Raw genomic sequence first — 15,016 nt, forward strand, 5'->3', positions numbered from 1 at the left:
CGCCCGGGCAGCGTTGGGTGAAGGATGCGTAGTTTGCTGTTTCCACTGGCCGTGACGCTCGCGGTCCAGGTTCTCGTGTCGATGGCGGTGGTGACGGTGCCTGTGCTTGCACCGGCCGTGGCGGCTGAGACCGGCGCTTCAGCCAGCCATGTGGGTATCTTCATTGCCATGGTGTATGGCGCCAGTATGGCTGCGAGCCTCGTGTCCGGCCCGCTGGTGCAGCGTTTCGGGGCCATCCGCCTAAGCCAGGCCTGCCTGGTGGCCTGCGCGGTCGGGCTGGCCTGTGTGGCTACGGGGGTGCCCGCCCTGTTTGTCGTTGGTGCCCTGTTTCTTGGCATGGGCTACGGCCCGGTCACCCCGGCCAGTTCGCATATCCTCGCCAAGAGTACGCCGCCGGAGAAGATGTCGTTTATTTTTTCGCTCAAGCAGACCGGCGTTCCGATCGGCGGTGCGCTGGCCGGTGCGCTGGTGCCGGCGCTTGTGCTGTGGGGCGGCTGGCGCGTAGCCGCGCTCGCGGTCGCCGGGGCTTGTTTGGCCACCTTCATCTCCGCCCAACCCATGCGAGAGGCGCTTGACGCCGACCGTATTCCTGATCGGCCGCTGGTGTTTTCCAGCCTCGCGGGGCCGCTGCGCTACACGCTGGGCGACCCGGTGCTGCGGCGCCTGGCCTTCTGCTCGTTCTTCTTCGCGGCGCTGCAACTGTGCCTCATCACCTTCCTCGTGACGTACCTCACACTGAACGTCGGCATCTCGCTGGTCGCGGCAGGACTCATGCTCGCTGCCGCGCAAGCCGGCGGCGTGATCGGGCGCATCGGGTGGGGGATGATCGCGGATCGCTGGGGCCGGCCCATGTATGTGCTGGGCCTCCTGGCCATTGCCATGGGGGCGGCTGCGGTTGCGACAGGGCGTTTCACGCCGCAGTGGTCGGTTGTTTCCGTTGCCCTCGTGTGCGCGGCCTTCGGCGCCACTGCAATCGGTTGGAACGGCGTCTACCTTGCGCAGGTGGCACGCCTTGCCCCTCCTGGAAAGGCCGGTGACGCCACCGGCGGAGCCCTGGTATTTACCTACGGCGGCGTCCTCTTCGGCCCGCCGGCGTTCACGTTTCTCATCGAAGGGGGCGTGAGCTATGCGTGGGCGTTCGTAGTGCTCGCCGCGCCGGCAGTTGCCTGCGGGCTGTGGCTGTTCGGTCGCAAAACCTCTGCAGTGCGGGCCTTGGACAACACGCGATAAAAGAGGATGTGGTTCCGATGCGCCACCAGCTCGCGCACGAAGACGGGCAAGCCTGGCCGGTCGCCAGCAGAAAGAGTCGAGCTTTTTGCCGATAGGGCGAATGAGGACTAGACTTAAAATCTGACAAAAGGCATTACAGTGCTGTGGCGATCTTTCCTCTCGCCCAAACAGGAGAAATGAGTATGACTATAACGACTGAACGCGCCATCCTTGCCGGCGGCTGCTTCTGGGGCATGCAGGATTTGCTGCGCCGCTATCCGGGCGTAGTTTCCACGCAGGTCGGCTATACGGGCGGCGACGTAGCCAATGCAACTTACCGGAACCACGGAACCCATGCCGAAGCGATAGAGATTGTCTTTGATCCTCAGGCAATCAGTTACCGGCGGTTACTGGAGTTCTTCTTTCAGATCCACGACCCGACCACGCAGAACCGCCAGGGGAACGATATGGGCACCAGCTATCGTTCGGCCATCTTCTATGCGAACGACGAGCAGAAGCGAATCGCGGAAGACACCATTGCCGACGTCAATGCATCAGGGCTTTGGCCGGGCAAAGTGGTGACCGAAGTGGCTCCGGCCGGGGCTTTCTGGACTGCGGAACCGGAGCATCAGGATTACCTGGAACGCATTCCGAACGGCTACACCTGCCATTTCATCCGGACCGGCTGGAGGCTGCCGAGCCGGGAGAAAGCGGCCTGAAGAGCTTGCTTCCAACGATAGGCCCGCAAAACGATGAGGATTTCATGATCTACACTACCGCCCAGAAACGCACCATCTTTCGTGCTCTCCACGAGCAAGGTTGTTTCGCGCTGCCCAATCCCTGGGATGCCGGCAGTGCACGTTACCTTCAGGGGCTGGGCTTCAAAGCGCTAGCCACGACGAGCTCGGGCTTCGCCTGGTCGCGTGGCCATCCGGATGGAGCGCTTTCGCGAGAGATCGTTCTTGCCCATTTGCGCGACATCGTTGCGGCCACTGACCTGCCCGTGAATGCAGACTTCGAAAGCGGGTTTGGTTCCGATGAGCAAGGCGTTGCGGAAAGCGTGCGGCTGGCCGTCGAGACCGGCGTGGCGGGGCTGTCAATCGAGGACTCTACGGGCGACTCGGCGAATCCGCTTTATGACATTGACACCGCCGTTGCCAGGATACGCGCTGCACGCAGCGCCATCGACGCGGCAGGCGGGGATACTCTTTTGGTGGGCCGGGCCGAGAATTTTTTCGTGGGGCGGCCAGACCTCGACGATGCGATCGCCAGGCTCAAGGCCTATGCGGAAGCCGGCGCCGACTGCCTGTATGCGCCGGGCATTCGCACGCGTGAACAGATTGCAGCCGTGGTCGCGGCCGTTGCGCCAAAGCCGGTCAATCTGCTCGTCGGATCGGCCAGCGAACTCACCCTGAAGGACATTGCCGAGCTTGGTGTGAGACGCGTCAGCGTTGGCGGCGGGCTTGCGCGTTCGGCCTGGGGCGGATTCATGCGCGCCGCCCGTACCCTCGCCGAACAAGGCCGCTTCGATGGGTTTGCGGATGCCGCGTCGGGTGCAGACCTCAATGCGCTCTTTCGCTTGCCCGAGTAGACGGCATGCTACGGCCCTCTTATTCTCGGACGAGCAATGACTGATCCCAAGATCGACTATATTCGCGTGTTTCCTGCGGACGAGCTTGGGGGTAACCCCGCTGCTATCGTCCTGGAGGCCGACGGCCTTTCGCTTCTTGAAATGCAAGGCATTGCCGCCGACTATGGCCACGAAAGCGGGTTTGTCGTCCACCCGTCCACTCCGGGCACGGATTTTCGCTTCCGGTTTTTCGTACCGAACCACGAGATGGAAATGTGTGGGCACGCCACGTTGGGTGCGCTGTGGCTTCTGAGGCGGGCAGGGCGGTGGCGCACCGACTTTGCCAAGGTCGAGACGTTAAGCGGCGTAGTCATTGGCGAGTTTCAGGCCAAGACCGGGTTGATTCGGATTAGCCAGCCGGCCGGCCGTGTCGTCCCGATCGCGCATGGCGGTGTGATTGACCAGATACTCGAGACGCTTGGCTTGAGTGCCGACGAGTTGATGCCCGTCGGGATAGTCAATGCAACGACCAGCCGGACAAAAACGCTGATTCCGCTTCGGTCAGTCGAGCGTCTTAATAAGCTAACACCCAAACTGTCTCAGATAAAAGCTGTCTGTGACGCACTTGGCTCGACCGGGCTCTACCCATTCGCCGCGGGGAGCACTGAAAAAAATGCGTTCCAGGCACGGCAGTTCCCACGCTCATCGGGCTATCCGGAGGATGCGGCAACCGGCATCGCTGCCGCGGCCCTTCTCTACGGAGCGTTGCGTTATGGTCTCGTCACGTTGTCAAACGATGTGGTGAAGATCAGGCAAGGCGTTGCGATGGGGCGGGCGTCGGAGATTTTCGTGCAGTTTCAAGCCCCGGGCGATGCGAGCAAGGGGTGTTGGGTTAGCGGTGCCGTCGACTGTTAAGTGAAGCTTATGGATGCAAGATGCGCTACAGTTGAATGCGATCTTGTGCTGATGCCGGATAGGAAGGCTCATCTTCGGGAATTTGTGGAAGTCAGAATGAGTAATCTCATGTCATATCCGTAATGTGTTGAGGGAGGAGAGCTGGGGCGGGGCTCAGTAGTTGCAAAAAATTCAACAACTGCGTCCGATGGCAAAACTTACCAAGACGATTATTTCAACCTTGGTGATCCGGCTGATTGAGCACTTTATCCTGCTGGGGAAGCCTGGCGGGGATAAGGGTAAGGATCGATAGCAATCCACGTGCTGGATAGGCCAATCAAGTCCTGATGTCGCCGGCAATTAGTGGGTCAAATTCGATTGCTGCTGACACTGATCATGGCATGTGCTGTTAGATGCGTTAGAGTGTTGCTTGTAACCGCAGCTCTCGGCCAAAGGCGGTCACCGGCTAGCGGAAGTCGCTGTATTCTCAATGCGAACAGTGTTAATAGGAATGATGCGATGCTCTTCAGGCCATATCCGGGAACGCGCAAGGACTTGGATCTTCTCACGGGAATTGCTCCTGTATTTCGGATCGATGCGGGTACCAATGAGGCGCATTTAATAGGGACGGGGTTCTGGGTCACCGACGTGGGCCACTTGGTGACTGCGTGGCATGTCATTCAGGAAAATATCGGCGAAGATGGCGTGGATCGCGGCCCGATATTCGCCATTCAAACGTTTCCCGATGGGAGTCTCGTTGTCCGCTCTTTCAAGAAATCGGATAAACATCCTCGGTTTGACTTGGCATTGAGTGAGACGGTGACGACTCCACCACGTGCTGATCGACCAACAATGCCAATAGCAATGTCACTTGATGAATTGAGCATTGGCGACCCAGTGTTCAGCTTTGCAGTGTTGGCAGATGATCAGATTTTCGAAAATGAAAAGTTGCCAGGCCATACCATCTATAAGTTCAATGGCGATATATCGGGAGATTTCTTGCCCAGACCAGCTTCAGTAAAATTCGCAGTTCGACTGAGTTTTGGTCACGTTTCGATGATCTTCGAACAAATGAGAGATCGTGTCATGCTGCCGTTCCCGTGTATCCAGACGGATGTCCCGATATACGGAGGAAACAGCGGAGGACCATTGTTCGACGTGCGCGGTCGTATCAGCGCAGCCCATTGCACTAGCTTCGGGGGTAATGATATTGCTTTCCACGTTCCGATACTGGGGGTACTTCGTCTTCAGGCGCGGGCGCAATCCTTTGGCATTAAGGACTCAGCGAGGACGCAACGCTCCATTCTCGAGCTGGCCATCATGCAGAAGGTTTCATTTGACCCTCCAATGCTGGATGCAGATAGACTCGTGCGATCAGTCTTGCTGTGGCTCTGGTATGCGACGAAGTGTCTCGCCAGAAGAGAACGTCCTTCGATGAACGTTCATTTTTCTACCACTAGGTCTATGATGGAATCGGAGAAATCGGCCCAATAATTCGTGAATTTATGGGATGGCATCATGCACTATAGCGAGGGCCTTAATACTAAGCCTGCCCGCGGCTTTAGTTCCACGATGCTCGTCTTTAATCGAAACGAACTACTTGGCTCTGAGGGAATGCCGTTTGTTTTTGATCGGGTACGGTCGATCATTGATAGTCAAGAGTCGGCCATAACCAGCCATTGAGGATTTATCTCGATAGCGGGCATTCCAGCCGGAATCCTGGCGTCCGTACTGTTGGAGTTGTTATACGGACCTAGCCGAGGTCCTTTCCTTGTCCGGCGGGTGATTCCGACTGCATAATGGGCGCATCAATATCAATTCGTATATGGAATCAGCGGGTCCGTTTAATAACAGTAGGGAGCAATGGAGCATTTCGAGATATCGCAACGGGAATCGGGCCTTCACATTGAGGGATTTCCTGACGCAGTGAAGGTAATTGCTATTGAAGGCCCGCGCTCTAAACGCTTGGCTGATCTAGCCCTCCATAAGGATGACCTAGAGTTTGCCGATGGTTGCCTAGATGCCATAAACCTCTCACCTGAAGGGCCATACGTCATTCGAGAGGCACTCTGGCGATCCGCTATCGTGCATTTCATGAAGTGCTTCGGTGACTCAGGCGCGCGTTTCCAGCTCTCATCAGCCAAGATACTGAAGGGAGAACGGCCCGAGGCCTCAATAGCCTTTAAGTATTTTAAGCACCTTAGAAACAAGCATTTCGTTCATGACGAGAACTCATATGCTCAGAGCCTCCCCGGCGCAATCCTGAATAGCGAGACGAAGAGCTACAAGATAGAGAAGATCGTCTGCTTCGCTGCAATAGCGGGAACTCTAGCGCAAGAAAATTACAGCAACCTCAAATTGTTAATCCAGAAGTCGCGCTCGTGGGTCATCTCGGAATTCGATCAGCTGTGCAGCACGCTTACAGCCGAGTTGGAACGCGAACCATACGAGAGACTACTTAAGAAGGAATCGCTGGCGTTTCGCGCACCAATCATTGGTGAGATTCATAAGAACCGAAATGTGCCCTAACCCGTCACTCAAGCGGTACGCCCGCAAGCTGCATTTGCCGGTTCCCTCCGCTCTTCGGGCTCCGGCGGCCGGATACCTTAAACGTAATGCATCGAAAGCCTAATGAAGGACTACGTTGCTGTTGTCGCTGCCATAATTGCCGGAATCTTCGCGGTCGTGTCAGCATTTATCGCATGGAGGCTAAAGAATTCCAGCGATGATCGTGCCCGAAAGGTTTCTCTGGAGAAGGAGCGCCGAGACGAGATCAAAGGGCTGTACGAAAACACCTTCGTCTTGTTCGAGCAAGCCATTCGCCAGGTGCAACATAGGGAACAGTTCACGTTGGCGCGCGAGTTCAGCCAAACAAACGCAAAGATTCATTTGCTGGCTCCGCAAGAAATTACAGACCGATACCTGAAGGTTGCTTGCCTGTTGGAAGACTGGTCTCAGCTTCACGCTAAGGCATCGCCGCGCCAGCTTGATCTAAACGGTCAAACGGTCACACTCATTCAATCTCCCGATTCCACCGCCGCATTCAAAGAGCCCGCTAGGGCTGCCTACGAGTCGTTAATTACCGAGCTACGGAGCCTCACCAAGGCAATGCGCGAGGGGTTAATCGCCGATGCATAACCTCTCAGTCGAGTGGGCCTGCGCGAAAAGCTGTACAGGCCGCTCACTTCTGCATTTCTGACGGCCCGCTTTCCAAAACTGGCTACTTCTACTTTGGGTCGAGGCTGTGTGAAAACGTTAAAAATCTGAGGGTCTGGAAAATCGACCTTTCGGATCGATCGCTATTCAATTATTTTCGCCTTGGGAAGGGCCTCCCTACCCACGTGTTTTCACGAAATTTGAGTTTTCAGGCAGCCTCGGTCGATTTGAGACACTGGTGATACGCTTCAATCGGCCCATAGTGGGCATGGGGGTCTCGTTCCTCGGTCACATCACCGCTGTGCTAGGTCGTAGTTTCATAGAGCGGATTAACAGAACGCGGCCCATTGAGCAGGGCGGCGCAGGCGCCCACCAAGTCATCGAAGTGATGCAGCAGGATATCCGGCGCAAGTTCGACAGCCGGGATTTCGGTGTAGCCGAAGTCAACCAGTATCAACGGCGTCCCGGCAGCTCTCGCGGCTCCGGCGTCGGTGCCAGCATCGCCAACCATGATAGTGCGAGCCAGATCGCCGCCCACAGCTTCCACGGCTTCGATCAGGTGAGCCGCGCTGGGCTTGGCCGCTGTGACGGAGTCAATGCCCACCACACCCTCGAACAGTCCCGCCATGTCTAGCTTGGTCAATAAGCTACGTGATAGATCGGTGGGCTTATTGGTGCAGACTACCAGCTTAGCGCCTGCCGCCTTTAGGACTTTCAGAGCGTCGATCACACCCGGAAACGGCAGGCTTTCATCGGCGATATGGTCGCTATAGTAATTAATGAAACGACCGAAAAGGGCAGCGGTGCGTGCGGCTGGGTCTTGCTCTCCAGCGATCTCAAGGCCCCACTGCAGCAGCCATCGGGCTCCACGACTGATGAAGGGTCGACCCTCGTCGTAGGCCAGAGGTTTGAAGCCTTCTGTGATCAGGATTGCGTTCACGGCTCCGATCAGGTCGGGGGCCGATTCGACCAGGGTTCCATCGAGGTCGAAGGCGATAGTCGCCCCGTTAAGGGCGATGAGGTTGGTCACAGTGCGGGGCTCCTCTTTGGGCCAAAGAATTCAGCCAAATTATATACGCCATGGCTTAGCGTTCGCGATGCTTAACGATGATCCTGAATATCGAAGCGCGTGGGCACCATATCTGCTGGCCATTTGATTGCTTCAAACATACTTTTTTTCCTTGGTTGTTGGGGACTGCCGGCTGGCCGTTCCGTCAGTGCGCAGATCGCGAAGCTCAGGGGATCGAGCGAATGACGCCGCCGTCGACGCGCAGTGCGGCGCCGCTCGTACCGGAAGCCTGCTCCGAGCAGACGTAAATCACCATGTTTGCGACTTCCTCGGTCGTCGTGAACCGGTTGATCAGCGTCGTCGGGCGCATCGTCTTAAGGAAGTTTTGCTCCGCGTCCTGCTGCGTGATGCCCTGTTCCTCAGCGGTTGCCTTCATCCAGTTACCCAGGATCTCGGATCGGGTCGGCCCGGGCAAAACCGCATTGACGGTGACGCCAGTCCCACCGACCAGCTCTGCAAGCCCCCTCGATACGGCGAGCTGTGCGGTCTTTGTCATGCCGTAGTCGATCATTTCCTTGGGAATCGCTACCCCAGACTCGCTGCTGATAAACACGACGCGTCCCCAACCGCGCCTCACCATGCCAGGTACATAGTGCCGTGCGGCGCGCACGCCGCTCATGACATTGAGCTGGAACAGGTCAAGCCACTCGCTGTCCTTCTGTTCGAAGAAGCCATTGAGGTGGGCCGTACCGAGGTTGTTGACGAGAATGTCGGCATCCTTCACCTGAGCCACGAGGGCTGCTGATCCCTCAGCCGTTGAGAGGTCGGCGGCCACGCCCGTAAGGTCCGCCTCGGGCAACAGCGCACGCAGCTCTTGCAGCGCTGCTGCGACCCGCTGTTCTCCGCGCCCGTTGATGACGACCGATGCGCCCGCGCGTGCAAGGCCCTCGGCGATCGCGCGGCCAATGCCTGCCGTCGATCCGGTAACGATGGCCTTGCGGCCTTTAAGTTCGATTTTCATGCTGTTTTTCTCCAATAGTGTGTGAGTTAAGTGATCCATCCGCTGCGCGGGCAAGACGTTCGACCCAGTCCTGGTGATAGCGGTAAAGTCCACCGGGATGCTTGTGTCCGAGCACGTCGAGGAACCAGGGACCCTGTTGCGTCTCCTCCGTCAGCACGTGACAACCTTCGTCAGTAGGAGTGATGACCCAGCCGTGGTAGGCGCTCGAACCGGTCTCGTCGCCGTCGACTGTCGTGGCCCATCGCTCACTTCTCTTTCTTGAATAGGTCTTGAAAAATTAGCGGCGCCCAGCTCTTGTCCCGGGCCTGCACGAGCTGACCGCCTTGCGCGATCTTGCCGAGACTGACCGGCGCGTAGCCGAGTTTCTCGACCAGGGCGGCGACCGTCGCGGTCGCGCCTTCGTCGTCGCTCGATAGAAAGATCACTCGACGGCCTCCGGCGGTGGCAGGATCCTGTGCGAGCACCCCCGCGGGCAGATGGTTGAATGCCTTCACGAGGTGCGCGCCAGGCAGTGCTTTCGCCACAATCGCTGAGGAAGGCAGATTGTCGAGGTCGGACAGCGGCACGCCGTAGGCATTGGTGGCGTCGATGACGACCTTGCCCTGCCAAGTTGGGGCGGCCTTGGCAACGTCGCGGTGCGCCCAGAATGGAACCGCCAGGATGATCACGTCGGCCTTGAGTGCTTCCTGAAGCGTCAGCGGAACCACTTTGTTGCCGTATTCCTGCGCCATCGATGCGATGGATTCTGGTCCGCGCGTATTGGCGACGCCGATGGCGGTGCCGCTACGAGCGAATTGCCGGGCTAGGGCTTTACCGATGTTGCCGGTTCCGATGATGGAGTAAGTCATGTTGAATTCCTTGAATGAACGTTTGTGAATTTCGGGACCATCGTGGATTCGTTCACTTCAGATTGCCCCGCACTGTTCGAATGATGGCGGTCAATATGTATTTTGAAAAGAGAGTATATTTAGATGGAATCCATCTATTTTTGAGATGGAAGGACACGTGAATGCTTGATGGCGTCTCTTTGGACCAACTTAGAACCTTCATCGCCGCCGTGGATGAGGGCAGCTTCTCGGCCGCAGCTCGAAAGCTCAACCGCGTTCAATCGGCAGTGAGCGGCTGGGTCGGGGGTCTGGAAGACCAAATCGGGGTCAAGCTGTTTGACCGCTCGGGTCGGTTCCCCAAGCTCACGCCGGAGGGCGTGCTGTTGCTCGCAGACGCTCGAAACATCGTGTCAGGGGTCGATACGCTGAAGGCTCGTGCCAAGCTCATGAATTCAGGCGTAGAGGCTGAACTTTCCGTGGTAGTCGATGTGTTCTTTCCGGCCACCGTTGTCAGCGCCGTTGCGAAAGCGTTCGCGCGCCAGTTTCCGTTGACGCCGCTGCGCCTCTTCGTGGAGGGCTTGGGCGCTGCCTATCTGCCCGTTCTGGACGGCCGATGCAGCCTGGGCATACTGACTCCGTTGCCCCAGACATTTCCGTCATTGGTGAGTGAGCGACTGGGCGAATTGCCCTTGGTCGCGGTCGCTTCAGCATGTCATCCACTCGCGAACTTTAGCCATCGGATACCACGGCGTGAGTTGGCGAAACATGTACAACTTGTGCTCACCGACAGGTCCGACCTCACGGTCGGCCGGGACTTCGGCGTCGCATCGCCGTCGACTTGGCGTCTGGCGGATTTGTCAACCAAATATGCGTTTCTCAAAGACTGCGTGGGGTGGGGAGGGATGCCCTTGCACATGGTTGCGAAAGACATCGCTGCAGGCACGTTGGTCGTTCTAGATGTGGATGAAATGCCGCGCACAGGTTTCATGCTGACGATGTCCGCATTTCACCAGCCTTCGCAACCGCCTGGACCCGCAGGCAAATGGTTCGTTGACCATCTGAAGACCTTGTGGGAGCAAGACGATGTCGTTCAGGTGCCGTAGGTAGATGGCCTGCCGCCCGGAGCAGTCGCATCGTGCTTACGAAGGCCGTGCAGGAACGCATGCCCGGGGCCATCATGACCTTGTTCCAAGGAAATCGCGAGGCAATGATTGGATTCACGCATGCGGAAGCGGTACAACTCGTTGACCTGCTTACACGACTGATCCGTAACCTCGATCAAATGGCGAGCGCCGAAACCCCGTTGCGCAATTCATAACGCCAACCACGTGCGAACATCTTTATGATCAAGTACCAACAAACATGTATTAGGCTCCCTCGTATAAGCCCCACGGTCGATAAACAGATGCGAGTCGTGCAATACCATGTGCTTGATCGGCGTATGCCCCACATAGGTCAAGGACAACCCGGGATGCATGGGTTGCTGGCTCACGAGCACCTTTCCGGCAGGCGTGTCGATTTCTGTAGACTGCTTCATATTCACCTTGCCCACCAGCCGGCGGCCCCACGTGAGGGGCTCGATCATCCCTGATAAGATCTCGTCGGTCAGCCGTTCATCGGTCAAGACCTGCTTGGGTGTCTGATCCACAGGCAAACCGGCCAGCGTGGACCAGGAGCTTTCCTCCTCGACACTTCCGGTCATGAGCTCCGCATGCGCCACATGAAATTGACTCTCTCCCTCGCCGACAGTCATGACATAGGGAAGGGCGGCGACACGGGGCAGCAGGTCTTGCGCCAATTCCGCTTCGGCCTGGTCGTTCAATTCACGGACCCAACCGCCGCCGTTGCGAAAGAACATTGACGCTGCGTTACTGGATGAATGCGGCATCATGGCTTGATGGTGGTAATCAAGCAGCATGTCTTCGTGGTTGCCGCGCACGGCGTAAAACCATGACTCGCGTAAAAGACGCAGGCATCCCATGGAGTCGGGACCCCGATCGGCCAGGTCCCCGACTGAAAACAGCCGGTCCCGGGCCGCATTGAACCCGATGCGGGTTAATTCCGCCTGCAACAGATCCAGGCAGCCGTGCAGGTCGCCGACAATAAAATCACGTCCCGCCTGATTGACGGGGAGCCGTCGGTGAAAAGTCGCCATAATCGTTCCTCCGCTTCAGTTCAGTATAGACAGGCTGGCCGGTTTTTGGGGGGCCAGTTGGCCGGGCGGAAACATCGGCTACAAGTGTGAAAACGGTACTTTTACAAGATAATTATCCGCTTATCACGCAACTAAATAGTTGCATTTATGATTCGTTCGTTTTATCCTGCATCCAGGAGGTTGCACATATGAACGCATCAACAGATCGTATTGAAAGAGAGATTCTGCTCAAGGCCACTCGCTCGCGGGTCTGGCAGGCGCTTTCCGATGCCGAGGCATTCGGCGACTGGTTCGGGGTGGCGCTCAAGGGGCAGCGTTTTGTGGCGGGCCAGCGTGCGCGAGGGCACATCACCTATCCGGGATATGAACATGTTATGTGGGACGTGCTGGTCGAGCGAGTCGAGCCCGAGCGGCTGCTGTCCTTTCGCTGGCATCCCTATGCGGTAGACCCGGCGGTCGACTATACCGAAGAGCCCACCACGCTTGTGGTGTTCGAACTGGAGGACGCGGGCGAGGGTACCTTGCTGCGTCTTGTCGAATCGGGCTTCGACAATATCCCGCTCGCACGTCGCCCGGAGGCGTTTCGCATGAATAGCGGAGGGTGGGACGAACAGATGACGAACATCCAGAAGTATGTCGCCACGCGCTAATCCGGCTTCCCGACGCACGTCGTTGCGGGGCTCCGCCCCGATTTTTGCGGCACTGGGCGACGAGACGCGCCTGTATCTCATTGCCGTTCTGTGCTCCAAAGGGGCGATGTCCATTGCGCAGCTCACCGCCGGTACGGCTATCACTCGCCAGGCGGTTACGAAACACCTGCAAGTGCTTGCGCACACAGGGCTGGTCCGCGATGTCAAACTCGGGCGCGAACGCCTTTGGGAGTTCGAACCTGCGCAATTGGAAGAAGCGCGGCGTTCTCTGGACGTCATTGCGCGACAATGGGATTGCGCGCTTGCAAAGTTGAAGTCGGTCGTGGAACGTTGATGGGCGGCTTGATGCCGGTGCTGTTTCAGCCCGTCAACGCGGTATCGGCGCGTTGGGTGAAAGAAAGGGATGCAAATCGCTCCAGGATAGGGTGACTTCCAGGATGCCCGAGGCCATGGCTCCCGCCTCGCCGGGATTGAACGAAATAAGAAGCCCCGGTTTGGTGAACGACCATGCTGCCGGGTCACTTATGCCCTTGTTGATACCGTCGTTAAAAACGATGGCGTCGTCGGTGCCCAGGGCCTGCGTGGCGCGTTTGCTCAGAAAGGCCTCCCAGCCGCTATCCGGCTTGAACAGGTCCGCCGCCTTAAGGCGAGGCAGGCCTGGCTTCAGCCAATAGGAGAGGTTGTGCGTGTCTTCGGAACCTGCTCCGCCGCCGCATTGCTCATAGTGCCGCATTTTGACGTTGATGAAATCGGATGTCGCCGATTCGACCGTGAAATTGACAAACTGTTCGGCGGACGTCTCTGCATCTCCGAAGCACCAGCTCGTTCTCGCGTCCGCTGCCCATTGCACCATCGCCGCATTCCATTGTTCTGCCAGAGGAGAAAGCGGATGATCGATTCTTGGCAGGCCCGTATGCTGTTCCAAAGGTATTCCGGTAAGCGCTTGTTTCCCCATTGATGCGTAATGGTCGTCGCGGCTGAACACGAAGGGGCCCATCGATACGGCCGCGCTGCGCAGATCGCTAAGCCGATCTGCGTACTGTCGTTGCAGACAGGCTGTGGAACCTTCTTTCCTCTTGTTATCAAGACATAGGACTTGCACCGTTTTGAGCCATTGCTTCTGGCCTGTGCGCAGAATCGCCTGGCCTGGGGCGGAAAGTAGCGGCAGAGCCGTGTTGTAGCGCTGCGCCATCGCCATGTCCTGGGCGGATAGTTTCGGGTCCGCGCAAACCGTTTTCTCGAATGGGGTCCTGGCCTTGCCGCAGTCAAAACTGGCGGCTGGCGCGATGGACGGCACTAGGCATACGAACAATATGCTGATGGTCAGCAAACCGTATTTATGGGCCATGAAGTGATTGTTCGCATTGGTGTGTTCGGGGGGAGATGAAAGTGTATGCCGATTGCCGATGAGCCGGTAAAAAGTCGTTACGTTTTCCGGTGCTCAGCCTGGAATGTCTGGAAACACGGAAAATCCTCGTTTGAGGTATTCTTTTGGACTTTAAACGGTTTGGCGGCCACAAGGGCTGCCGCTACGAAGGAGTAATACCCATGGCCCAAGCCACTGCTCGTCATATCCTGGTTTCCACCGAAGCGAAGTGCAACGAACTCAAAACCGCCATTGAAGGCGGCGCTGATTTCGCGCAAGTTGCGAAAGACAATTCCAGCTGCCCGTCCAGCCGCGACGGCGGCAACCTGGGTTCGTTCGGCCCCGGTCAAATGGTCAAGGAATTCGACGCTGTCGTGTTCAGCGCGCCCATCAACGTCGTGCAAGGCCCTGTGAAGACCCAGTTCGGCTATCACCTGCTTGAAGTTACGAGCCGTCAGGACTGATTCCGGTCGTCTTATCGGCGGCCGGCGCGCCTGTTTGCAGCCGCTGGATCGTATTTCGGATGTGTTGTCTGGCTATTGTCTCAGCGCCCGCGCGATCTCCCCGCGCGATCACTTTGGCTATTTCAATGTGCTCCGCAATGGCGCTGACAGCGCGGCTGCGGTCCATCAGCATGCGCGGAGTGAAAACCTGCGATGTCATATGGACTATTGGCAGTTGCCTGGACAGAAATGCGTTATTGGCGACCGCAATAATCGCCGCATGAAACTCGACATTGGTCCTGGTGTAGTCGTCAGGCATCCACGGGTCCAGTGAGCGCTTCTGACGTTCGATGATTTCGAGCAACCGGGCGCCCGCAGCCGGGTCGGCCCGTTGCGAGGCTTCGCTGGCCGCCATGCCATCGATGAATTCGCGCATGGTGTAGGCGTCCATGAGCTGCTGGAAGTCGATGTCGACAACGGTGGCGCCATTGCCTTTTTTAGTGCTCACCAGGCCTTCGCGTTCCAGCAGGCGCAGCGCCTCTCGCAGGGGCGTGCGGCTGATTTTGAGGTCGGCGGCAATTTGCTCCTGACGCAACGGATCGCCGGGCAGGTAGCGTCTGGAATAGATCCGGTTCCGTAGAACCTCGGCCACTTCGTGCACCAGTCGAATCCGGTTTTCCCGCTCAAATGTCTCGGCCATGGTTGCTTCCTTTTTG

Annotated in this window: 18 protein-coding genes; 12 read left to right on the forward strand and 6 right to left on the reverse strand. The window is 57.7% G+C overall.

Annotation, left to right across the window (positions count from 1 at the left end; genetic code table 11):
• The first annotated feature begins 24 nt into the window (after positions 1-24).
• The 7 genes from EDC26_RS12090 to EDC26_RS12130 all read left to right on the forward strand — a co-directional run bounded on the left by EDC26_RS12090 (position 25) and on the right by EDC26_RS12130 (position 6,811).
• Positions 25-1,230, forward strand: a complete 1,206-nt coding sequence (locus tag EDC26_RS12090; RefSeq protein WP_132582910.1) for an MFS transporter — start codon at positions 25-27, stop codon at positions 1,228-1,230.
• A gap of 182 nt (positions 1,231-1,412) precedes the next feature.
• Positions 1,413-1,928 (forward strand): peptide-methionine (S)-S-oxide reductase MsrA, encoded by a 516-nt coding sequence (gene msrA / locus EDC26_RS12100; RefSeq protein ID WP_132582912.1) that lies wholly within the window; start codon positions 1,413-1,415, stop codon positions 1,926-1,928.
• Between the two features lie 44 nt (positions 1,929-1,972).
• Positions 1,973-2,800, forward strand: coding sequence for an isocitrate lyase/PEP mutase family protein (locus EDC26_RS12105; protein WP_132582914.1), 828 nt, complete (start codon positions 1,973-1,975; stop codon positions 2,798-2,800).
• A 36-nt stretch (positions 2,801-2,836) separates the two neighbouring features.
• On the forward strand, positions 2,837-3,694 hold the full coding sequence (locus tag EDC26_RS12110; protein ID WP_132582916.1) for a PhzF family phenazine biosynthesis protein: 858 nt from the start codon (positions 2,837-2,839) through the stop codon (positions 3,692-3,694).
• Between the two features lie 534 nt (positions 3,695-4,228).
• A complete protein-coding gene (locus EDC26_RS12120; protein WP_165931021.1) occupies positions 4,229-5,167 on the forward strand; it encodes a trypsin-like peptidase domain-containing protein in 939 nt (312 codons plus the stop codon).
• Between the two features lie 369 nt (positions 5,168-5,536).
• Complete coding sequence (locus EDC26_RS12125; protein ID WP_132582920.1) at positions 5,537-6,202, forward strand: hypothetical protein; 666 nt, start codon at positions 5,537-5,539, stop codon at positions 6,200-6,202.
• A 102-nt stretch (positions 6,203-6,304) separates the two neighbouring features.
• Entirely contained in the window at positions 6,305-6,811 is a 507-nt protein-coding gene (locus tag EDC26_RS12130; RefSeq protein WP_132582922.1) for a hypothetical protein, read from the forward strand.
• A gap of 322 nt (positions 6,812-7,133) precedes the next feature.
• Here the strand turns inward: EDC26_RS12130 and gph are convergent, their stop codons facing one another.
• The 3 genes from gph to EDC26_RS12150 all read right to left on the reverse strand — a co-directional run bounded on the left by gph (position 7,134) and on the right by EDC26_RS12150 (position 9,707).
• Positions 7,134-7,859 (reverse strand): phosphoglycolate phosphatase, encoded by a 726-nt coding sequence (gene gph / locus EDC26_RS12135; RefSeq protein ID WP_132582924.1) that lies wholly within the window; start codon positions 7,857-7,859, stop codon positions 7,134-7,136.
• Positions 7,860-8,064: 205 nt separating this feature from the next.
• Positions 8,065-8,859 carry an SDR family NAD(P)-dependent oxidoreductase gene (locus EDC26_RS12140; RefSeq protein ID WP_132582926.1) on the reverse strand — a complete coding sequence of 265 codons (795 nt, stop codon included), beginning with the start codon at positions 8,857-8,859 and terminating at the stop codon, positions 8,065-8,067.
• Positions 8,860-9,104: 245 nt separating this feature from the next.
• A complete protein-coding gene (locus tag EDC26_RS12150) occupies positions 9,105-9,707 on the reverse strand; it encodes an NADPH-dependent F420 reductase (protein ID WP_132582928.1) in 603 nt (200 codons plus the stop codon).
• A gap of 161 nt (positions 9,708-9,868) precedes the next feature.
• Between EDC26_RS12150 and EDC26_RS12155 the strand changes: the two genes are divergently transcribed.
• Positions 9,869-10,789, forward strand: coding sequence for a LysR family transcriptional regulator (locus EDC26_RS12155; RefSeq protein WP_132582930.1), 921 nt, complete (start codon positions 9,869-9,871; stop codon positions 10,787-10,789).
• 32 nt (positions 10,790-10,821) lie between these two features.
• Complete coding sequence (locus EDC26_RS12160; protein ID WP_207915118.1) at positions 10,822-11,004, forward strand: hypothetical protein; 183 nt, start codon at positions 10,822-10,824, stop codon at positions 11,002-11,004.
• Here EDC26_RS12160 and EDC26_RS12165 read toward each other — a convergent pair.
• Positions 10,999-11,841: a metallophosphoesterase gene (locus tag EDC26_RS12165; protein WP_132582932.1), complete on the reverse strand. Its 843-nt coding sequence runs from the start codon at positions 11,839-11,841 to the stop codon at positions 10,999-11,001. The two genes, EDC26_RS12160 and EDC26_RS12165, sit on opposite strands and share 6 nt — an antisense overlap.
• 188 nt (positions 11,842-12,029) lie before the next feature.
• On the opposite strand from EDC26_RS12165, the gene EDC26_RS12170 reads away from it, so the two are divergent.
• Entirely contained in the window at positions 12,030-12,491 is a 462-nt protein-coding gene (locus EDC26_RS12170) for an SRPBCC family protein (protein ID WP_132582934.1), read from the forward strand.
• The gene (locus EDC26_RS12175) at positions 12,475-12,825 is read left to right on the forward strand and encodes an ArsR/SmtB family transcription factor (RefSeq protein WP_132582936.1); all 351 of its coding nucleotides are present in this window, start codon (positions 12,475-12,477) and stop codon (positions 12,823-12,825) included. The genes EDC26_RS12170 and EDC26_RS12175 overlap by 17 nt, the downstream gene beginning before the upstream one ends.
• A gap of 33 nt (positions 12,826-12,858) precedes the next feature.
• On the opposite strand, the gene EDC26_RS12180 is transcribed toward EDC26_RS12175, so the two are convergent.
• The gene (locus EDC26_RS12180; RefSeq protein ID WP_132582938.1) at positions 12,859-13,839 is read right to left on the reverse strand and encodes a lysozyme inhibitor LprI family protein; all 981 of its coding nucleotides are present in this window, start codon (positions 13,837-13,839) and stop codon (positions 12,859-12,861) included.
• A 200-nt stretch (positions 13,840-14,039) separates the two neighbouring features.
• Between EDC26_RS12180 and EDC26_RS12185 the strand changes: the two genes are divergently transcribed.
• Entirely contained in the window at positions 14,040-14,321 is a 282-nt protein-coding gene (locus EDC26_RS12185) for a peptidylprolyl isomerase (RefSeq protein ID WP_132582940.1), read from the forward strand.
• Here the strand turns inward: EDC26_RS12185 and EDC26_RS12190 are convergent.
• Entirely contained in the window at positions 14,302-15,000 is a 699-nt protein-coding gene (locus tag EDC26_RS12190) for a GntR family transcriptional regulator (protein WP_132582942.1), read from the reverse strand. The genes EDC26_RS12185 and EDC26_RS12190 overlap by 20 nt on opposite strands.
• Positions 15,001-15,016 lie beyond the last annotated feature (16 nt).

Origin of the sequence: Paralcaligenes ureilyticus (genome assembly GCF_004346225.1) — a bacterium.
Taxonomy (GTDB): Bacteria; Pseudomonadota; Gammaproteobacteria; order Burkholderiales; family Burkholderiaceae_B; genus Paralcaligenes; species Paralcaligenes ureilyticus.

Bases quoted from the DNA above. Each gene is read 5' to 3' on its own strand.
- EDC26_RS12155 (WP_132582930.1), top strand. From the start codon at position 9,869: ATGCTTGATGGCGTCTCTTTGGACCAACTTAGAACCTTCATCGCCGCC.
- EDC26_RS12105 (WP_132582914.1), top strand. From the start codon at position 1,973: ATGATCTACACTACCGCCCAGAAACGCACCATCTTTCGTGCTCTCCAC.
- EDC26_RS12175 (WP_132582936.1), top strand. From the start codon at position 12,475: ATGTCGCCACGCGCTAATCCGGCTTCCCGACGCACGTCGTTGCGGGGC.
- EDC26_RS12140 (WP_132582926.1), bottom strand. From the start codon at position 8,859: ATGAAAATCGAACTTAAAGGCCGCAAGGCCATCGTTACCGGATCGACG.
- EDC26_RS12170 (WP_132582934.1), top strand. From the start codon at position 12,030: ATGAACGCATCAACAGATCGTATTGAAAGAGAGATTCTGCTCAAGGCC.
- msrA (WP_132582912.1), top strand. From the start codon at position 1,413: ATGACTATAACGACTGAACGCGCCATCCTTGCCGGCGGCTGCTTCTGG.
- EDC26_RS12090 (WP_132582910.1), top strand. From the start codon at position 25: ATGCGTAGTTTGCTGTTTCCACTGGCCGTGACGCTCGCGGTCCAGGTT.
- EDC26_RS12150 (WP_132582928.1), bottom strand. From the start codon at position 9,707: ATGACTTACTCCATCATCGGAACCGGCAACATCGGTAAAGCCCTAGCC.
- EDC26_RS12130 (WP_132582922.1), top strand. From the start codon at position 6,305: ATGAAGGACTACGTTGCTGTTGTCGCTGCCATAATTGCCGGAATCTTC.
- EDC26_RS12190 (WP_132582942.1), bottom strand. From the start codon at position 15,000: ATGGCCGAGACATTTGAGCGGGAAAACCGGATTCGACTGGTGCACGAA.
- EDC26_RS12165 (WP_132582932.1), bottom strand. From the start codon at position 11,841: ATGGCGACTTTTCACCGACGGCTCCCCGTCAATCAGGCGGGACGTGAT.
- EDC26_RS12125 (WP_132582920.1), top strand. From the start codon at position 5,537: ATGGAGCATTTCGAGATATCGCAACGGGAATCGGGCCTTCACATTGAG.
- EDC26_RS12185 (WP_132582940.1), top strand. From the start codon at position 14,040: ATGGCCCAAGCCACTGCTCGTCATATCCTGGTTTCCACCGAAGCGAAG.
- EDC26_RS12110 (WP_132582916.1), top strand. From the start codon at position 2,837: ATGACTGATCCCAAGATCGACTATATTCGCGTGTTTCCTGCGGACGAG.
- EDC26_RS12180 (WP_132582938.1), bottom strand. From the start codon at position 13,839: ATGGCCCATAAATACGGTTTGCTGACCATCAGCATATTGTTCGTATGC.